Annotated in this window: 12 protein-coding genes and 1 tRNA gene; 5 read left to right on the plus strand and 8 right to left on the minus strand. The window is 70.3% G+C overall.

All coding sequences use genetic code 11. From position 1 onward, the window contains the following. Positions 1–119: 119 nt before the first annotated feature. On the minus strand, positions 120–719 hold the full coding sequence (locus ABT147_RS38765; protein ID WP_351415361.1) for a peptidase inhibitor family I36 protein: 600 nt from the start codon (positions 717–719) through the stop codon (positions 120–122). 72 nt (positions 720–791) lie between these two features. Beyond that, positions 792–1,721 (minus strand): hypothetical protein, encoded by a 930-nt coding sequence (locus ABT147_RS38770; protein WP_351415363.1) that lies wholly within the window; start codon positions 1,719–1,721, stop codon positions 792–794. Between the two features lie 408 nt (positions 1,722–2,129). On the opposite strand from ABT147_RS38770, the gene ABT147_RS38775 reads away from it, so the two are divergent. Further along, positions 2,130–3,500 (plus strand): glycoside hydrolase family 43 protein, encoded by a 1,371-nt coding sequence (locus ABT147_RS38775; RefSeq protein ID WP_351415365.1) that lies wholly within the window; start codon positions 2,130–2,132, stop codon positions 3,498–3,500. A gap of 193 nt (positions 3,501–3,693) precedes the next feature. Here the strand turns inward: ABT147_RS38775 and fusA are convergent, their stop codons facing one another. From fusA to sucC, 6 genes are all read right to left on the minus strand, one after another. Beyond that, entirely contained in the window at positions 3,694–5,769 is a 2,076-nt protein-coding gene (gene fusA / locus ABT147_RS38780; RefSeq protein ID WP_351415367.1) for an elongation factor G, read from the minus strand. Positions 5,770–6,092: 323 nt separating this feature from the next. Continuing rightward, complete coding sequence (locus ABT147_RS38785; RefSeq protein WP_351415369.1) at positions 6,093–8,108, minus strand: glycosyl hydrolase; 2,016 nt, start codon at positions 8,106–8,108, stop codon at positions 6,093–6,095. Between the two features lie 287 nt (positions 8,109–8,395). Continuing rightward, positions 8,396–8,480 (minus strand) — tRNA-Leu (locus ABT147_RS38790). Between the two features lie 174 nt (positions 8,481–8,654). After that, positions 8,655–10,232: an aldehyde dehydrogenase family protein gene (locus ABT147_RS38795; protein ID WP_351415371.1), complete on the minus strand. Its 1,578-nt coding sequence runs from the start codon at positions 10,230–10,232 to the stop codon at positions 8,655–8,657. A 107-nt stretch (positions 10,233–10,339) separates the two neighbouring features. Beyond that, entirely contained in the window at positions 10,340–11,257 is a 918-nt protein-coding gene (gene sucD / locus ABT147_RS38800; RefSeq protein ID WP_351415373.1) for a succinate--CoA ligase subunit alpha, read from the minus strand. A gap of 11 nt (positions 11,258–11,268) precedes the next feature. Next, positions 11,269–12,399 (minus strand): ADP-forming succinate--CoA ligase subunit beta, encoded by a 1,131-nt coding sequence (gene sucC, locus ABT147_RS38805; protein WP_351415375.1) that lies wholly within the window; start codon positions 12,397–12,399, stop codon positions 11,269–11,271. A gap of 166 nt (positions 12,400–12,565) precedes the next feature. Here sucC and ABT147_RS38810 point away from each other — a divergent pair, with 166 nt between their 5' ends. From ABT147_RS38810 to ABT147_RS38825, 4 genes are all read left to right on the plus strand, one after another. Further along, positions 12,566–14,251: a thiamine pyrophosphate-binding protein gene (locus tag ABT147_RS38810; RefSeq protein ID WP_351415377.1), complete on the plus strand. Its 1,686-nt coding sequence runs from the start codon at positions 12,566–12,568 to the stop codon at positions 14,249–14,251. A gap of 1 nt (position 14,252) precedes the next feature. Continuing rightward, a complete protein-coding gene (gene frc / locus ABT147_RS38815; protein WP_351415379.1) occupies positions 14,253–15,512 on the plus strand; it encodes a formyl-CoA transferase in 1,260 nt (419 codons plus the stop codon). 3 nt (positions 15,513–15,515) lie between these two features. Further along, positions 15,516–17,648 (plus strand): acetate--CoA ligase family protein, encoded by a 2,133-nt coding sequence (locus tag ABT147_RS38820; RefSeq protein WP_351415381.1) that lies wholly within the window; start codon positions 15,516–15,518, stop codon positions 17,646–17,648. Positions 17,649–17,888: 240 nt separating this feature from the next. Further along, complete coding sequence (locus ABT147_RS38825) at positions 17,889–19,277, plus strand: OFA family MFS transporter (protein WP_351415383.1); 1,389 nt, start codon at positions 17,889–17,891, stop codon at positions 19,275–19,277. Positions 19,278–19,336 lie beyond the last annotated feature (59 nt).

Genomic DNA, 19,336 nt, shown 5'->3' on the forward strand with positions numbered 1-19,336 from the left:
GTGCCAAAAACACCACGGTCCGAACCCGCGGCCGGGTTCCCGCACGTTCGTACGAGGCTCCCGGTCGGGAACGGGCGGCCCGGGTGGTCGATTCCGGGCCGTCCGTACCGCTGGGGGGATCAGGTCAGGAAGGCACCGCAGGCGCTGCGGGCCACCCAACGGTGCGAGGTGATGCTGTCGTTCGCCCCGACACCGCTGGTCAGGCGGTTGTCGGTGAGGTTGTCGGCGTACAGCTCGCCCGGCGCGAGACAGGCGTGGCCGCCGCCGTAGTTGTCGTGCTCGTAGAACGCGACGTGGTCGAGCCCGCCCGTGAAGCCGCGGTTCATGACGGACGTGGCCTTGTCGTTGGAACCGGCGCCCCAGTTGGCGCTGTTGCCTGCGGCGACGATCAGCTGCGTGCCCGAGCAGTCCAGGTCCTGCCAGGCGTACATGTTGCCGTTGCGCGGGCCCCACTTGCTGTCGCAGCCGGGTCCGGCGACGGCGGCCTGCGAGGTGGCGGCGGGTACGAGAACGCCCAGGGCGGTGAGCCCGAGAAGCGCGGCCGTGGCGGTGAACTTGCGCATGGTGTTTCCCCTCGTTTCCTTGGTGATGCGTGGGTGGTGGTGCGTGGTGGTGGTGGTGCGTGGGTGGTGCGCGCCGGTGGCGGTGTGCCGGGCGGGGCCCGGTGTGCCGTCACCGGTGGTCGGTGTGCGCCCGCAGGCGCGGGGATCGGCGTGCACCTGGAGGTGCGCGGGGATCGCGGTGCGCCCGGAGGCGCGAGGGTTCGGTGTGCGCCCGGAGGCGCGCGGTGTTCAGTCGCGCTCCGGGACGATGCGTACCGCCCGGTCGTAGGCCTGCCGGCCGAGGTTCCGGTAGGTGTCGACGTCGTCGCCGAAGCGGTCGCGCAGGCGGTCCTGGTAGTGCGTCTCCCGGGCCGAGGCAACGGCCTTGAGGGAGGTCTCGCGGGCACAGGTCGCGTCGGCGACGGCGGTCCTCCGCTCGGCGGCGAACGCCTCGTCGGCGCGGGCGGTGCCCAGCCGGCTGGTGTCGACCCGGACGGCGTCGCGGGCCGACTGGGGGTCGTCGTAAGGCTGTCCCGCCTTCTTCATGCACCGGGACCAGGCCCGTAGCCCGGCGGTCAGCTGAGGGTCCTTCATCAGGTCCTCGCCGTAGAGGGCGCTGAGGCCCGTGGCGATCTTGCTGGTGCGGAACCATTCCGCCGGGTCGCCGTAGAGCGTGCGCTCGGCCTCCTCCATACAGCCGCCGCTGCGTTTGCGGATCTCCCCGCCGCCCGGCAGCGGCGCGGTGAGTGTGCGGGCGTCGCCGCCGCCGTCGAGCGCGGTGTCGAAGGCGGCACGCCGGGCGGCGGAGAGACGCTGGCGGTAGGCGCCGAGAGGGTTGCTCTCGCGGGCCTTCTGGCTCTTGGCGTCGATCCGCCCGCCGTATCCGTGGGTCCGGGCCCACGCCACGTCGTCCTGGACGTAGCGCACCGGGCGGCTCTCCTGGAGGGTCAGGGTGCGGTCCTCCCAGTAGATGAAGCCCTGGCGGCGCATGCACTCGGCCGTCAGGTGCTGCTGGGCGTCGTTGGTGCGCAGTTCCTGCTGCCAGGTCAGTGCCTGTGGACGCGGCTGCCGGTCGGCCTGCTTCCGGCCCCCGTCGCCGTCGTCACCGCCGGCGCATCCGGTGGTGACGGCCGCGGTGGCCGCCATGACCACGCACAGAGACATGAGCGCTCGTCTCATGACCTCCACCCCCCTTGGCCTCATCCGTCCCGTTGCCGGGCTCCGTCGCTGCTGACGACTCAAGAGTTGCCCCGCCGCTCACCGAGGTCGACGGGTTTCCTGTTGCCCTCCTGTGCGGCGACCGGGAAACGGGGAGTGACCTGCGGAAACGCGGAACCGGAGGCAACGCCGGAGTGGTACGGGGGGGGAAGAGAAGGCGGACCCGGTCACCTCACAGCTAAGCCACAGCGGACTCAGCTCAGACTCATGGCGGAGTCAAAGCGGAATCCCGTCTCGCAGAAACCCTGGCCGAATCCATTGACGCGAACATGCCCCCCTCTTATCTTCTGATCGAACTTCCGCACAAGAGCCGACATTTCGAACAACATCCGACGCCTCAGGGCAGTTCACGCACAGACGGGACGAGCGTTGAACAGAACCCTCAGGGCGGTCCTCGCCCTGCTCACCTCGGTGGCCGCCCTGCTGGGCCTCACCACCGCCCTCGCCGCCCCGGCCGGAGCCGCCCACCCGGCGGCCGGGCAGGCCACGCGGTACACCATGACCGCGTTCACCAACAGCAGCGAGTCGAACATGTACGTCTACGACTCGCCGGACGCGACCGGGTTCACCCTCCGTAAGGGCCCGGCGTACACCCCGCCCTCCGGCCTGATCCGTGACCCCAGCATCTTCAAGCACACGGACGGCTACTACTACCTGACCTACACCACCCGCACCTGGTCGGCGCTCTCCACCACCATCGGCTTCGCCCGCTCCACCGACCGCCTCAACTGGACCTTCCTGTACGACTACACGGTCCCGATCAGCGGTCTGCAGCGCGCCTGGGCACCCGAGTGGTTCGTCGACAGCAACGGCAGCGTCAACATCATCCTGTCCGCGTCCGTCGCGGCCGGCGGAGAGTGGATCTTCAAGCCGTACAAGCTGACGGCGACGAACTCCGCCCTCACCGCGTGGTCGGCGCCCACCCTGCTCTCCGGCATCGGCCCGAACTACATCGACACCTTCATCGTCAAGATCGGCTCCACCTACCACGCGTTCACCAAGAACGAGACGACGAAGTACATCGAGTACGCCACCGCCTCCAGCCTCACCGGCCCGTACACCATCCAGAAGACGGGCAACTGGGCCGGCTTCGGCTCCGGGATGGAGGGCCCGGCGCTCGTCCAGCTCGACAACGGCGGCTGGCGGATCTACTACGACGCCTACGGCGCCGGGAAGTACTGGTACAGCGACAGCTACGACAACTTCGCCACCTGGTCGACCCCGACCGAACTGCCCGGCCTCACCGGCTTCGTACGCCATCTGACGGTCCTCAAGGAGACGGTCTCCGGCGGAGTCACCCTCCCCACCAACACCACCCGCTCCCTCCAGTCCGTCAACTACACGGGCCGCTACGCCGTGGTCCGCTCCGACAGCCTCGGCTACGTCGACCCGGTGACCTCCTCCAGCACCACCGCCGTCAAGCAGAGCGCGACCTTCACGATCGTGCCCGGCCTCGCGGACGCCAACTGCTACTCCTTCCGGGACACCTCGGGCCGCTACCTACGGCACTGGGACTTCCGGGTCCGCTTCGCCACGGACGACGGCACGACCGTCTTCGACAAGGACGCCACGTACTGCGCCCGCCCGGGCACGACCTCCGGCTCCGTCCGTCTGGAGTCGTACAACTACCCGGGCCGCTACATCCGCCACTACAACTACGAGCTCCGCCTCGATGTCCACCAGGCCACGGACACCTTCCGAGCCGACAGCTCCTTCACGGCCGTAAGCCCCTGGGCCTGACGCGAAGGGGAACCCCGCGCCCCTTCAGGGGCGCGGGGAACTGCGCGACCAGCCCCCACCGAACCCGCGCTCACCCACCCACCCCGAACCACCCACAGCGCAGGGGGGGTTCAAAGGGGCACAGCCCCTTGAGGACGGGACGGGTAGGGGCGGCGGGGGCGAGAAAACCCCGCCGCCCACCACCCCGTCACGCCTAACTCACCGACACCGTCCCCGGCGCCGGGGCGTACCCCGCCGGCCGCGCGGTGAACGTCCCCCGCCCCTGCGTCCGGCTCCGCAACCGCGTCGCGTACCCGAACAGCTCCGCCAACGGCACGGTCGCGCTGACCACCACCGAGCCGCCCCGGGTCACGGAGTCCGTGACTCGCCCCCGCCGCGCGGCGAGATCACCGAGCACCCCGCCCACGGCATCCGCGGGCACGGTGACGCTGACATCGGCGACAGGTTCGAGGAGACCCATCACCCCGACCCGCATGGCCTCGCGGAGCGCCAGCCGCCCGGCCGTACGGAACGCCATCTCCGAGGAGTCCTTGGAGTGGGTCGCCCCGTCGGTCAGGGTGACGCTCAGCCCGGTCACCGGGTGACCGCCGAGCGGCCCCTCGGCGAGGGCGTCACGGCAGCCGGCCTCGACCGCGCGGACGTACTCCTGCGGCACCCGCCCGCCGACGACGGTCGAGCGGAAGACGAACCCCGTGGCGGCGCTGTCGCCCTCTGCCTCCAGGGGTGCCATGTCCAGGACGACATGGGCGAACTGCCCCGCCCCGCCGTCCTGTTTGACGTGCCGGAAGACCAGACCGGACACCCCGCGCACGACCGTCTCGCGATGGGCGACCCGAGGGCGGCCGACGGCGACTTCGAGCCCCTGGCTCTGCCGGATCTTCTCCACCGCCACCTCCAGATGCAGTTCACCCATCCCGGACAGCAGGGTCTGGCCGGTCTCGGGGTCGGTCCGTACGACCAGCGAGGGGTCCTCCTCCGCCAGCCGCGCGAGGGCCGTCGCGAGCCGGTCGGTGTCCGTGCTGCGGCGTGCCTCGACGGCCACCGACACCACCGGGTTGGCGACGGACGGCGGTTCGAGGAGCAGCGGCGCCGCCTGCGCGCACAGCGTCGTGCCCGCGCGGGCCGACTTCAGCCCGACGACGGCGACGATGTCCCCGGCCACCGCGAGGTCCAGTTCGGCGTGCCGGTCGGCCCGGACCCGCAGGATCCTGCCGATTCGCTCGGTGCGCCGCGTGCCCGCGTCCAGCACGGTGTCCCCCTTCCGGATCGTTCCCGAGTAGAGCCTCAGATAGGTCAGCCGTCCCGTGGCCGTGGCGCTCACCTTGAACGCCAGGGCCGCGAGCGGTACTTGGTCGTCGGCGGCCCGCTCCTGCTCCGTACCGTCGTGCGTACCGCGTACGGGCGGTACGTCCAGCGGCGAGGGCAGATACGCCACGACCGCGTCGAGCAGCGGTTCGATGCCACGGTTGCGGTAGGCCGAGCCGCACAGCACGACCACACCTTCACCCGTGCGGGTCAGGTCGCGCAGCGCGGCGGCCAGTGTCCGCGCGGAGAGTGTGGACTCCGCGCAGAACTCCTCCAGCGCCATGGGATGCAGTTCCGCGACCGCCTCCTCCAGGCGCTGCCGTCGTCGCTCCGCCTCGTCCCGCAGGGCGTCAGGCACCGGGCCCTCGGCGGCGGTGTCGTCGCCGTCCGCCCAGACCAGGGCGCGCATACGCAGCAGATCCACCACACCGACGAACCCGTCCTCCGTACCGATCGGCAACTGCACCACCAACGGCACCGGATGGAGCCGTTGCCGGATCGACTCGACGGCGGTGTCGAGGTCGGCGCCCGCGCGGTCCAGCTTGTTGACGAAGGCGATACGGGGTACGCCGTGCCGGTCGGCCTGCCGCCACACCGACTCGCTCTGCGGCTCCACGCCCGCGACCGCGTCGAAGACCGCGATCGCGCCGTCGAGGACGCGGAGCGAGCGCTCCACCTCGTCGGCGAAGTCGACATGGCCCGGGGTGTCGATCAGGTTGATCCGGTGCCCGTCCCAGGCGCAGCTCACGGCCGCCGCGAAGATCGTGATGCCGCGGTCGCGCTCCTGCGGGTCGAAGTCGGTGACGGTGGTGCCGTCGTGGACCTCTCCGCGCTTGTGCGTGGTCCCGGTGGCGTACAGGAACCGCTCGGTGACGGTGGTCTTGCCGGCGTCGACATGGGCGAGGATGCCCAGGTTACGGACGGCGGTCAGAGGGTCGGCGTGGGTGGTGACGGTGCTGCGCATGGCCCGTGGCCTTTCAGCTGAGCTGTTTCGGGGCAGCGCGATTCCCGTGCGGTACGGCGGACGGCGGGAACGTGCGCGCGGACGGAGCTGTCGCTCCTTCCGCGCCCACAGGGGTTCGTCGTCAGACGTGCGTCACGGGCATCCGGTACCGGCCGCGCAGCGGGCACCGGACGGACGAGGACACGAGGATCACCTCGTACAGGGAACGGGGAACGACGACGGCGGTGCGGTCGCACATGGCCGGGCTCCCCTCTCTCGTCACTTGGTGCGGTGAGTCTAGGGACAGCGACAGGGCCGGGTCACCGCATTTTCCGCCGGGTGCCTCACTCGGCCCTGATGTCGTCCACGTGGACGACGCCCTTGGTCACCGCCCCGCCACCCCGGCCGAGGTACAGATTGAACGCCGTCACCTCGGCCAGACGGGCCGCGTCGAGCACGGCGGTGGCGTGCTCGCTGTCCCAGGGAGCGGGCTGGAACTCGCCGAAGGGGATCTTGATCTCCTGCCCTCTCGTGTCGTCCAGCGGAAACCTGTACTGGAACTGGACTCCGTCGGCGACGATCTCGAGCGCCCCGGCGTTCTCCGAGCCGTCGCCCCGCAGCCACAGCGCCAGGCAGGTGAAGCCGGACCAGTCCGCGACGACCGGCCGGCCGATGCCGGTGAACTCCGCGCCGGTGAAGTCGTAGGCGTAGGCCAGTCCGTAGGAGCCCGAGGACTTGTGGTCGGGCGACAGAGTGAGGGTGTGGGCGTTGAGGTGGGTGTACGCCTCGCCGAGGGCGACATCGTCCCCGGCGTACCCCTCGAAGTCGTCGATCCAGCCTGCGGGCAGGGGGGCGGCCTCGCCGAGGAGGACGACGGCGGAGTCGGTGAGGGTCTCACCGCCCACCCGCGCGCGCACGGTGAGGGTCGCCGAGCCCTTCTTGCGCGGGGCCGCGCCGATCGACCAGATGGCCGAGTGGTAGCCGTCCGCGTCCAGGCGCAGGGGTCGGGCCCGCCCGCCGTCCACGGAGTAGGTGACCCGGCTCGCCCGCGCGGGCGTGACCCGCACCCGGACGGTGGTCCTGGCGGCCGTCACGCGCTGTCGGTCCGTGGGTGTCACCAGATGCACGGACGGGCCGTTCCTGACGGCGGTGGTGCGGGCGGCGAACACCCCCCGCAGATCGGAGGCGAAGAGGGTGTAGGGATCCTGATGGAACCGGACGAAGTCCGGCAGCAGGGCGTGGCCCGGGTACGGCACATAGGCGCGCTTGGTGCCTCCGAAGTTGGCCCACGTGGGCATGTAGGTCACCTGGCGGGCCAGCGGATCCGCCTCGACGGCCCGCAGCAGCCGCGTGAACCACTGCGGGTCGCGGACCTCGGTGCCGCTCTCCCCGAACTCCGTGAGGGCCGGCACCTTGTCCCGCGCGTTGGCCAGCCGGACCACCATCGCCAGGTCCCGCACCAGACCGTCGAGCCAGGGGGTCGGTCCGGCGCCCTCGTCGTAGGAGTCGTAGCCGAGGACGTCGACGAAACGGTCGCCGGGGTAGGTCCTGAGGTAGCCGGTCGGGTCCCCACCGAGACTCGCGTTGGGCGAGTAGGCGTAGAGGAGATTGTGTACGCCCTTGGTGTCGCGCAGGTACTCGACGGTGTAGCGGAACAGCTCGATGAACTCGCCCGAGGTGGTGTGACCGGCGCCCCACCAGAACCAGCCCCCGTTGTTCTCGTGGAAGGGCCGGAAGATGACGGGGATGGCGGTGCCGTCCGGGCGCCGCGCGCCCTTGACGGCCTTCGCGACGCGGTCGAGGAACCGGTTGAAGCGCGCGTGCCGCGCACCGCCGGGGAGGATCTGGCCGACGACCCGGCCCGAGGTGTCGTGGAAGTCCTCGCCGGTGACGAAGTTCGGCATGTGGGCGCTGAGGGTGTTGATCCCACCGCGCGCGTCCCCCTGCCGGATGCACCGGCTGAGCGCGGCGATGTTCTCGGCGTCGGTGCCGTCCACGGCGCCGGGGCGTTCGTCGCCGTCGAGGACGAGGGTGTCCCAGCCGAAGACCGCGGGGTAGTCGCCCACCGCCGCTCTGGTGTCGGACGCCCTGCCGTCGGGTGTGGTGAAGGTGAAGCCGTAGGTCAGGTCGTGCTGGTGCCCGAACAGGATGCCTCTGCCCTGCTGCCGCTTCAGGTACGCGAACAGCGCGCGGGTGGCGGGGGTCGCCCTGTCGTCGACGATCCGGACCGGCGTGGGCGTGCCGGGCGGCCCCGAGGGGGAGGTCGCCGTGGCGGCCACGGATGTCCGGGTGCCGGCCGCCGCGGCGACCGCGGCACCCAGGAGGATGAACGCGCGACGCTTCAGGGGGGAAATGGGCATGTGTCTCTCCGGCACGTGTGGGGGTCCTTCCCGTGACGCGGTCGGCCGGCCGAGAAGGGCGTCCTGGTCGGGGACAGCGCCGGCGCGTGACACGCGTGTGGTTCAAGTGCCGCTATTTGACTAGAGGTTGAGGGGAAAGGAAAGAGCCTGAGCGCGAGCGGGTTGCCTGAAAGGATCACGGGATTCGGCATCCGTGACATCACCTGAGGCATCACCTGGGGCCACGAGAACGCGAAGGGCCCCGACCGACCGGTCGGGGCCCTTCGCATGCTCATCGCCGTAGCGAGTGTCCGAGGGGGGACTTGAACCCCCACGCCCGATAAAGGGCACTAGCACCTCAAGCTAGCGCGTCTGCCATTCCGCCACCCGGACCAGGTGTCTGTCGCCTGGCCGGGGGTGTTCCCCGCGGCGACACGGACAACAATACCAAGATTTCGGAGTGCCTTTCACCTGCGTTTCCGGGCTCCGGACGGGGTCGTGCGGGCCTCGGCGAGCGGGCCCGCACGACCTCACCTGAGGTGATCGGACAATCACGATCCGGCCATGTCAGGCCGCGGACGGCATGAGGTGGTACTCGGGGAAGTTGCCCGGCAGCCGCTCCCCCGCCGGACCATGAGTGACGGCCTTCACCAGCAGCTCGCCGCCGACGAAGGCGCCCCGCCAGGAAGCGCCGAACCCGCCGAACAGCTCCTCGCGGTCGCCGCGCGAGCGGGGTGTGCCGTGGCCGACCTTGAACGCCCGGATCTGGGGTGCCAGCCGCTCGTAGGTCGCCCGGTCGTCGGTGGAGAGGGTGGCGACGAGGGCGCCGTTCGAGGCGTTCATGGCGGCGAGCAGCTCCGCCTCGGTGTCGACCAGGACGATCGTGTCGACCGGGCCGAAGGGTTCCGCGTGATGGAGCGGGGAGGACGGGGGCGGGTTCAGGAGGGTGACGGGCTGGACGTACGCGCCGGTGTCCTGGCCGGGCAGGAAGCGCGCGCCGGAGAGCCTGCCCCGGTGCAGGGGGACGGCGCCCCGGTCGACGGCCTCGGCGACCTGGTCGGTCAACTCCTTGGCCTTGGCCGCGTTGATGACGGGCCCGAAGTCGAGCTTCGGGTACGGGTCGTCGGGGTGTTCCACGGCGAGGGGGTGGCCGATCCGGAGCGTACGGACCGCCGGGAGGTACGCGGCCAGGAACTCGTCGAACAGCTCACGCTGGACGACGAAGCGCGGGTAGGCCGTGCAGCGCTGTTTGCCGTAGTCGAAGAGTTTGGGGATGACGGCGGTGAGGGTGTCCCAGTCGGTGTGGTTCCAGATGCCCCAGGTGTTCAGGCCCTCCTGTTCGAGGACATGGCGTTTGCCGAGGTCGGCCACGGCCGTGGCCACGGCGGCGCCGGTGTCGCGGCCCCCGACGAAGGAGACACAGCCGATCTCGGGGGCGCGGACCAGTGCCTCCGACAGCTCGCGTCCGCTGCCGCTGACGAGGGTGACGGGGAGGCCCTCGCGGGCGGCGAGCGCGCCGGCCAGGGTGAGGCAGGCGACGCCGCCGTCGGTCGGGGTCTTGGCGATGACCGCGTTGCCCGCCAGTGCCTGGACCAGCATCGCGTGGACGAGCACGCTCATCGGGTAGTTCCAGCTGGCGATGTTGGAGACCGGGCCGTCGAGCGGGACGCGTCCCTCGACCATGGGTTCGATGCCGTCGACGTACCAGCGGACGCCGTCGATGGCCCGGTCCACGTCGGCCTGGGCGAGCCGCCAGGGTTTGCCGATCTCCCAGACCAGGAGCAGGGCGAGCAGTTCGCGGTGCTGGGTGAGGGCGTCGAGGGTGGCGGCGACCCGGGCGCGGCGTTCGGCGAGGGGGACGTGGCGCCAGGCCCGGTGCTGGTCGAGGGAGGCGCGGACCGCGTGGTGCGCGGTCGTGCCGTCCAGGCGGGGCGGGCCCGCGACGGGGCTGCCGTCGACGGGGCTGGTGGCGGGGAGCGCCCGGCCGTCGGCCTGCCAGGAGCGGTTCCAGAGGTTGAGGACCCGGTCGTCCCGGAAGGCCTCGGGGGCGACGGCGAGACAGCGCCGCCAGGCGTCGGTCCAGGCGGTGCCGGACTTGAGGGTGAGGGTGGGTGTGGCTGTGGCTGTGGGCGTGGGTGGTGCCATGGGTTTCTCCGCTCTCGGTGCACAGTCGGGGGCGGGGTGGCGCGTGTGTCGTGGGTGGGGGTTGTGGGTGGAGGTGTCGCGGGTGAGGGTCGCGGGTGGGGGTCAGGTCAGGCCCCGGCTTCCAGGGCGGCGAGCACCAGCCGGGCCGTCTCGGTGGGAGTGCCGCCGACCCGTACCCCGACCGCTTCCAGCGCCTCCTTCTTGGCCTCGGCCGTACCGGAGGAGCCGGAGACGATCGCGCCCGCGTGGCCCATCGTCTTGCCCTCGGGGGCGGTGAACCCGGCGATGTAGCCGACGACGGGCTTGGTGACGTGGTCGCGGATGTACGCGGCGGCCCGTTCCTCGGCGTCGCCGCCGATCTCGCCGATGAGGACGATCAGTTCGGTGTCCGGGTCGTCCTGGAACGCGGCCAGACAGTCGATGTGGGTGGTGCCGACGACGGGGTCGCCGCCGATGCCGACACAGGTGGAGAAGCCGATGTCGCGGAGTTCGTACATGAGTTGGTAGGTGAGGGTGCCGGACTTGGAGACCAGGCCGATGCGCCCGGGCTTGGTGATGTCGGCGGGGATGATGCCCGCGTTGGACTGGCCGGGGGTGATCAGACCGGGGCAGTTGGGGCCGATGATCCGGGTGCCCTTGGCCCGCGCGTACGCCGTGAAGGCGACGGAGTCGTGGACGGGGATGCCCTCGGTGATGACCACGGCGAGACCGATGCCGGCGTCGGCGGCCTCGACGACGGCCGCCTTGGCGAAGGCGGGCGGGACGAAGACGACACTGACGTCGGCGCCGGTGACCTCGATGCCCTCGGCGACGGAGCCGAAGACGGGGACGGCGATGGGGGTACCTCCCAGGCCCTTAAGGCACTGGGGGACGTCGAAGTCGACGGTCCGGCCGGCCTTGCGGGGGTTGACGCCGCCGACGACGTTCGTGCCGGCCGCGAGCATCCGGCGGGTGTGCTTCATGCCCTCGCCGCCGGTCATGCCCTGGACGAGGACCTTGCTCTCCTTGGTGAGGTGGATGGCCATGTCCGGGCTCCTCAGTTCGCGTGGGCGAGGTCGGCGGCGCGGCGCGCGGCGCCGTCCATGGTGGTGGCCTGGTGGACGAGGGGGTGGTCGCGGGCGTCGAGGACGGCCCGGCCGCGTACGGCGTTGTTGCCGTCGAGGCGGACGACCAGCGGTTTGGTCAACTGAACACCGTCCAGGGCCTGGACGATGCCGTCGGCGACCGCGTCGCAGGCGGTGATCCCACCGAAGACATTGACGAAGACGGACTTCACGTCGGGGTCGGAGAGGATGACGGAGAGGCCGTCGGCCATGATCTGGGCGGAGGCGCCGCCGCCGATGTCGAGGAAGTTGGCGGGGCGGGCGCCGCAGCCCGCGACCACGTCGAGGGTGGACATGACGAGTCCGGCGCCGTTGCCGATGACACCGACCTCGCCGTCCAGCTTCACGTAGTTGAGCCCCTTGGCGGCGGCCGCCGCCTCCAGCGGGTCGTCGTGCGCGAAGCCCTCGTCGCCCAGGCGGGTCTGCCGGAAGGTCGCGTTGTCGTCGAGGGTGACCTTGCCGTCGAGGGCGAGGATGTGGCCCTGTTCGGTGCGCACCAGGGGGTTCACCTCGACGAGGAGCGCGTCCTCGCGGGTCAGCACCCCCCAGAGCCGTACGAGGACGTCGACGGTCTGCGGGGGCAGGCCGGCCGCGTCGGCGATCTCGGCGGCCTTCGCCGAGGTGACGCCCTCGGCGGGGTCGACGGGGATCCGGGCGACGGCGTCGGGCCGGGTCGCCGCCACCTCCTCGATGTCCATGCCGCCCTCGGCCGAGGCGATGGCGAGGAAGCGGCCCGCGGCGCGGTCGAGGACGTACGAGACGTAGAACTCGCTCTCGATCGCGACGGGTTCGGCGACCATCACCTTGCGGACGGTGTGGCCCTTGATGTCCATGCCGAGGATCTGCCGTGCCGTCAGTTCGGTCGCGGCGGGGTCGGCGGCGAGCTTCACCCCGCCCGCCTTGCCGCGCCCGCCGGTCTTCACCTGGGCCTTGACGACGACGCGTCCGCCCAGCCTGCGGGCGATCTCGCGGGCCTCCTTGGGCGAGTCGGTGACCTCCGCCCGTGGCACCGCGATGCCGTGTTCCTCGAAGAGTTCCCTTGCCTGGTGCTCGAAAAGGTCCATTCCGGCTCCTGACTCAAAAGTGCCGCACGCCCCCTGGACACCACCCACCGGATGCGGGATAACAAGCTTCATACAGTATTCGTCGACTGTATGCAATCAACCGCGAGAGCGCTCCAACGCCTACGAAGACCCCACGAAAACCCCTACGAAGGGACAGGACTTCGCCATGCCCGACGGCAACAGCCAGGACCTCATCTCCGGTGGTCACCTCGTCGCCAAGGCACTCAAAGCGGAGGGTGTGGAGGTCATCTACACCCTGTGCGGCGGCCACATCATCGACATCTACGACGGCTGCGTCGACGAGGGCATCGAGGTCGTCGACGTCCGCCACGAGCAGGTCGCCGCCCACGCGGCCGACGGCTACGCCCGGATCACCGGCAAGCCCGGCTGCGCGGTCGTCACCGCGGGCCCCGGTACGACCGACGCCGTCACCGGTGTCGCCAACGCCTTCCGCGCGGAGTCCCCGATGCTGCTGATCGGCGGCCAGGGCGCGCACACCCAGCACAAGATGGGGTCCCTCCAGGACCTGCCGCACGTCGACATGATGACGCCGATCACCAAGTTCGCGGCGACCGTGCCGGACACCGCCCGCGCCGCCGACATGGTGTCCATGGCGTTCCGCGAGTGCTACCACGGCGCCCCCGGCCCCTCCTTCCTGGAGATCCCGCGCGATGTCCTCGACGCCAAGGTGCCGGTGGAGAAGGCCCGGGTGCCGAAGGCCGGCGCCTACCGGGCCTCGACCCGCTCGGCCGGCGACCCCGAGGCGATCGAGAAGCTCGCCGATCTGCTGGTGCACGCCGAGAAGCCCGCGATCCTGCTGGGCAGCCAGGTGTGGACGACCCGGGGCACCGAGTCCGCCATCGAGCTGGCGCGCACGCTGAACATCCCGGCGTACATGAACGGCGCGGGGCGCGGCACACTGCCGCCCGGGGACCCGCACCACTTCCAGCTCTCCCGCCGGTACGCCTTCTCCCACGCCGACGTCATCGTCATCGTCGGCACGCCCTTCGACTTCCGCATGGGCTACGGCAAGCGGCTGTCGCCGGACGCGACCGTCGTACAGATCGACCTCGACTACCGGACCGTCGGCAAGAACCGCGACATCGACCTCGGGATCGTCGGCGACGCGGGCCTCGTGCTCAAGTCGGTGACCGAGGCGGCCTCCGGACGCATCAACGGGGGCGCGTCGAAGCGCAAGGAGTGGCTGGACGAGCTGCGCGCCGCCGAACAGGTGGCCATCGAGAAGCGGCTGCCCAGCCTGAAGTCCGACGCCTCGCCGATCCACCCGTACCGGCTGGTCAGCGAGATCAACGACTTCCTCACCGAGGACTCGATTTACATCGGCGACGGCGGCGACATCGTCACCTTCTCCGGTCAGGTCGTGCAGCCCAAGTCACCCGGGCACTGGATGGACCCGGGCCCCCTCGGCACGCTCGGCGTCGGCGTCCCCTTCGTGCTCGCGGCCAAGAAGGCGCGGCCCGACAAGGAGGTGGTGGCCCTCTTCGGTGACGGCGCCTTCTCCCTCACCGGCTGGGACTTCGAGACCCTCGTCCGCTATGACCTCCCCTTCGTCGGGATCATCGGCAACAACTCCTCCATGAACCAGATCCGTTACGGCCAGGCCCAGAAGTACGGCCTGGAGCGCGAGCGGATCGGCAACACCCTCGGCGACGTCCACTACGACAAGTTCGCCCAGATGCTCGGCGGTCACGGCGAGGAGGTCCGCGACCCCGCCGACATCGGCCCCGCGCTGCAGCGCGCCCGTGAGTCGGGCAAGCCGTCGCTCATCAACGTCTGGGTCGACCCGGACGCGTACGCCCCCGGAACCATGAACCAGACGATGTACAAGTGAGGTGACCCCGGTGACCCCTACCGCAGGAACGTCGACCAAGGCTCTCGAAGGCATCCGTGTCCTGGACATGACCCATGTGCAGTCCGGGCCCTCCGCCACCCAACTGCTCGCCTGGCTCGGCGCGGACGTGGTGAAGCTGGAGGCGCCGAGCGGGGACATCACACGCAAGCAGCTGCGTGACCTCCCGGACGTCGACTCCCTCTACTTCACGATGCTCAACTGCAACAAGCGGAGCATCACCCTCAACACCAAGACCGAGCGCGGCAAGGAGATCCTCACCGAGCTGATCCGGCGCTCGGACGTCATGGTCGAGAACTTCGGACCGGGCGCGGTCGACCGCATGGGCTTCACCTGGGACCGTATCCAGGAGATCAATCCGCGTATCGTCTATGCCTCCATCAAGGGGTTCGGGGACGGTCCGTACACCAACTTCAAGGCGTACGAGGTCGTGGCGCAGGCCATGGGCGGGTCGATGGCGACCACGGGCTTCGAGGACGGGCCGCCGCTGGCGACGGGGGCCCAGATCGGGGACTCGGGCACGGGCATCCACGCCGTGGCGGGGATTCTCGCGGCGCTGTACCAGCGGGAGAACACCGGGCGTGGCCAGCGGGTCAATGTGGCCATGCAGCACGCCGTCCTCAACCTCTGTCGGGTGAAGCTGAGGGACCAGCAGCGGCTGGCACATGGCCCGCTCCGTGAATATCCCAACGACGACTTCGGCGACGAGGTTCCCAGGTCCGGGAACGCGTCCGGCGGCGGCCAGCCCGGCTGGGCCGTGAAGTGCGCGCCGGGCGGCCCGAACGACTATGTGTACGTCATCGTGCAGCCCGTCGGCTGGCAGCCGCTGAGCGAGCTGATCGGCCGGCCCGAACTGGCGGACGACCCCGAGTGGGCGACGCCGGAGGCCCGCCTCCCCAAGCTCAACAAGATGTTCCAGCTGATCGAGGAGTGGTCGTCCACCCTGCCCAAGTGGGAGGTGCTGGAGCGGCTGAACGCCCACAACATCCCATGCGGGCCGATCCTCTCCACCAAGGAGATCATCGAGGACGAGTCCCTGGTCTCCAACGAGATGGTCGTCACCGTCCCGCACCCCGAGCGCGGCGACTTCGTGACCGTCGGCAGCCCGCTGAAGCTGTCCGACTCCCCCGTGGACGTGACCAGTTCCCCCCTGCTCGGCGAGCACAACGAAGAGGTCTACGTCGGTGAGCTGGGCCTCGGCGACGAGGAACTGCGCCTGCTCAAGTCGAACGGAGTGATCTGATTGATGGCCGAAGACCGGGTGCTGAGGGTGCGTGGACTCCTCGACGCCGTACGGGCCGAGGGCCGGAGCGCGCTGACCGCTCCCGAGGGCAAGGTGATCGCCGACGCGTACGGGATCGCCGTACCCGGTGAGGAGTTGGCGCGGGACGTCGACGAGGCGGTGGCGTACGCGGCGCGCTTCGGCGGGCCGGTGGTCATGAAGATCGTCTCGCCGGACATCCTCCACAAGACCGACGCGGGCGGTGTGATCGTCGGAGTGGAGGGCGCCGGTGACGTACGGGCCGCGTTCCACACGATCGTCGACAACGCGCGCGCGTACGCGCCGGACGCCCGGATCGAGGGTGTCCAGGTGCAGGAACTGCTGCCGAAGGGGCAGGAGGTCATCGTCGGCGCGGTGACGGACCCGACGTTCGGGAAGGTCGTCGCGTTCGGGCTCGGCGGGGTGCTGGTGGAGGTCCTCAAGGACGTCACCTTCCGGCTGGCGCCGGTCGACGCGCACGAGGCGCTCTCCATGCTGGACTCGATCCGCGCGGCCGAGATCCTGCGCGGGGTGCGCGGGGCACCCGCCGTGGACCGGTGGGCGATCGCCGAGCAGATCCGCCGGGTCTCCGAACTCGTCGCGGACTTCCCGGAGATCGCCGAGGTGGATCTCAACCCGGTGATCGCGACCCCGCAGGGGGCGGTCGCGGCGGACATCCGGGTGATCCTCGCCGAGTCGGTGCCGAAGCCCCGGCGCAGGTACCCGCGCGAGGAGATCCTCACGTCGATGCGGCGGCTGATGCAGCCCTCGTCGGTCGCCGTGATCGGGGCCTCCAACGAGCAGGGCAAGATCGGCAATTCGGTGATGCGCAACCTCATCGACGGCGGTTTCGCCGGGGAGATCCATCCGGTGAACCCCAAGGCCGATGACATTCTGGGCCGCAAGGCGTACAAGAGTGTCACGGACGTTCCCGGTGAGGTGGATGTGGCGGTCTTCGCGATCCCCGCCAAGTTCGTGGCCTCGGCGCTGGAGGAGGTGGGCCGCAAGGGCATCGCCAACGCCGTACTGATCCCGTCGGGGTTCGCCGAGACCGGCGAGCACGCGCTCCAGGACGAGATCGTGGCGATCGCCGAGCGGCACGGCGTCCGGCTGCTCGGGCCGAACATCTACGGCTACTACTCGACGTGGCAGGACCTGTGCGCCACGTTCTGCACGCCGTACGACGTCAAGGGCGGTGTGGCGCTGACCTCGCAGTCCGGTGGCATCGGCATGGCCATCCTGGGCTTCGCGCGGACCACGAAGACGGGTGTGTCGGCGATCGTCGGGCTCGGCAACAAGTCGGACCTGGACGAGGACGACCTGCTGACCTGGTTCGGCGAGGACCCGCACACCGAGTGCATCGCGATGCACCTGGAGGACCTGAAGGACGGCCGGGCCTTCGTGGAGGCCGCGCGGGCGACCGTCCCCAAGAAGCCGGTGGTGGTCCTGAAGGCGGGCCGTACGGCGGCCGGGGCGAAGGCGGCGGGCTCGCACACGGGCGCGCTGGCCGGCGACGACGCCGTGTACGAGGACATCCTGAAGCAGGCCGGTGTCATCAGGGCCCCCGGGCTGAACGAGATGCTGGAGTACGCGCGCGCGTTGCCGGTGCTTCCGGCTCCCCGGGGCGACAACATCGTGATCATCACCGGGGCGGGCGGCAGTGGCGTACTGCTGTCGGACGCGGTGACGGACAACGGGCTCTCCCTGATGGAGATCCCGCCGGATCTGGACGCGTCCTTCCGGAAGTTCATCCCGCCCTTCGGGGCCGCCGGCAACCCGGTCGACATCACCGGGGGCGAGCCGCCGTCGACCTACGAGGCGACGATCCGGCTGGGTCTTGAGGATCCGCGCATCCACGCGCTCGTCCTCGGCTACTGGCACACGATCGTCACCCCGCCCATGGTGTTCGCCGAGCTCACCGCGCGCGTGGTGGCCGAGTTCCGCGAACGGGGCATCGAGAAGCCGGTCGTGGCGTCGCTCGCGGGCGACGTCGAGGTGGAGGAGGCCTGCCAGTACCTCTTCGAGCGCGGGGTCGTGGCGTACCCGTACACGACCGAGAAGCCGGTGGCGGTGCTCGGTGCGAAGTACCGGTGGGCGCGGGCCGCGGGGTTGCTCTGATGGGCGCGCCCGCCGTGATACGGCCGGGGGTCCGGGGGTTGTCCCCCGGGCGTGACACAGCCCGGTGGGCGCGGGCCGCGGGGTTGCTCTGATGGGCGGGCCTGTTGGGGGGCGGTCGATGAGCTGAGCGACGGCTCGAACCACGGGGCCTGCGGCGACCGCTCACCGCGGGCCCCGGCGCAAAGAAGCACGGACAGGGGGCGCTGGCCAGACTTCTTCCACGCGGAGGGTTCGATCGACATGGCAACAACTGACATCTCCACATCCGTCCCCTACAGGGAGGTGACGGACGCCAACGGCCGGATGTACCGGATCGGGGAATCCGACCTGGACATCATGGGGCGCAAACGCAAGTGGATGGTCATCCTGCCGTGGGTGGGCATGATGGGCATCAGCTCGGCGGAGTACGCGTTCGCGTCCGCCGAGGACACGCTGCACACGGCGCACAGCTGGAGCAGCGCGCACATCTTCTGGATGCTGGGCGTCTGGGTCTTCTTCCAGGCGGCCGTGGCCTTCCCCGCCGGCAAGCTGCGGGAGAGCGGCAGACTACCGGCCCGCTGGGCGATGATGTGCGGCGCCGTCGGCACACTGCTCGGCTATGTCTCGCTGGCGTTCGCGCCACATGTGATCGTCGCGTACATCGGCTTCGGCATGTTCAGCGGCATGGGCGCGGGCATGGTCTACGCGACCTGCGTGAACATGGTCGCCAAGTGGTACCCGGAGCGCAAGGGCGGCAAGACCGGCTTCGTGAACGGCGGTTTCGCCTACGGTTCGGTGCCGTTCGTCTTCATCTTCACCGGCTACATGGACCTCACGAACTTCCGCTGGGTGCTCGTCGCGGTGGGTGTCTTCCTGGCCTCCGTCGTGGCCGTGGCGGGCTACTTCTTCCGGGACCCGCCGAAGAACTGGTGGCCGGCCGAGGTCGACCCGCTGAAGAAACCCACCGACGCGCGCGCCCGGCGCGCGATGGAGAAGAACCCGCCCGCCGTGCACCAGTACACCCCCAAGGAGGCGTGGAGGACCGGCCGTGTGGCCCTCATGTGGTTCTGTCTGCTGTGCACATCAGGTGTGAACATCTTCGGTATCGCCTTCCAGGTGCCCTTCGGTGACGAGGCGGGCTTCGCCGGCGGCATCGTGGCGACCGCGATGTCCCTGAAGGCGATCGTCAACGGCACCGGCCGCGGTGTCATCGGCTGGCTCTCCGACCGGTACGGCCGCAAGCAGTGCCTGATCTTCGTCTGTATCGTCCTCGGTCTTTCGCAGTACGGCATCCTGTTCTCCGGGAACATCGGCAACCTGCCGCTCTTCCTGCTGTTCTCGTCCATCTCCGGCTTCGGCGGCGGCGCCATCTTCCCGATGTTCGCCGCGATGACCGCGGACTACTTCGGTGAGAACAACAACGCCTCCAACTACGGCCTGGTGTACTCGTCGAAGCTGGTGTCTGGTCTGCTCGGTTCCGGCATGGGCGCGGTCGTGGTCTCCGCCTGGGACTACTCCGGCGCGTTCGTCCTGGCCGGCTCGATCTCCCTCTTCGCCGGCTGCGTGGCCACGTTCCTGCATCCGCCGGGGCGGCCCCGCCCCCGGCACATCGCTCCCAACCCCCGTCCGCTCGGGGACGAAGTGGCCTGACGCCTCCGCGTACGGCAGCAGGCGGGGGGGCCCGGGGGGCGGCCCCCCCGGGGGCCGCC

This window comes from Streptomyces sp. NPDC001868 (genome assembly GCF_040297125.1).
GTDB lineage: Bacteria > Actinomycetota > Actinomycetes > Streptomycetales > Streptomycetaceae > Streptomyces.

Bases quoted from the DNA above. Each gene is read 5' to 3' on its own strand.
- ABT147_RS38770 (WP_351415363.1), bottom strand. From the start codon at position 1,721: ATGAGACGAGCGCTCATGTCTCTGTGCGTGGTCATGGCGGCCACCGCG.
- ABT147_RS38825 (WP_351415383.1), top strand. From the start codon at position 17,889: ATGGCAACAACTGACATCTCCACATCCGTCCCCTACAGGGAGGTGACG.
- fusA (WP_351415367.1), bottom strand. From the start codon at position 5,769: ATGCGCAGCACCGTCACCACCCACGCCGACCCTCTGACCGCCGTCCGT.
- ABT147_RS38820 (WP_351415381.1), top strand. From the start codon at position 15,516: ATGGCCGAAGACCGGGTGCTGAGGGTGCGTGGACTCCTCGACGCCGTA.
- ABT147_RS38810 (WP_351415377.1), top strand. From the start codon at position 12,566: ATGCCCGACGGCAACAGCCAGGACCTCATCTCCGGTGGTCACCTCGTC.
- ABT147_RS38785 (WP_351415369.1), bottom strand. From the start codon at position 8,108: ATGCCCATTTCCCCCCTGAAGCGTCGCGCGTTCATCCTCCTGGGTGCC.
- ABT147_RS38795 (WP_351415371.1), bottom strand. From the start codon at position 10,232: ATGGCACCACCCACGCCCACAGCCACAGCCACACCCACCCTCACCCTC.
- sucC (WP_351415375.1), bottom strand. From the start codon at position 12,399: ATGGACCTTTTCGAGCACCAGGCAAGGGAACTCTTCGAGGAACACGGC.
- sucD (WP_351415373.1), bottom strand. From the start codon at position 11,257: ATGGCCATCCACCTCACCAAGGAGAGCAAGGTCCTCGTCCAGGGCATG.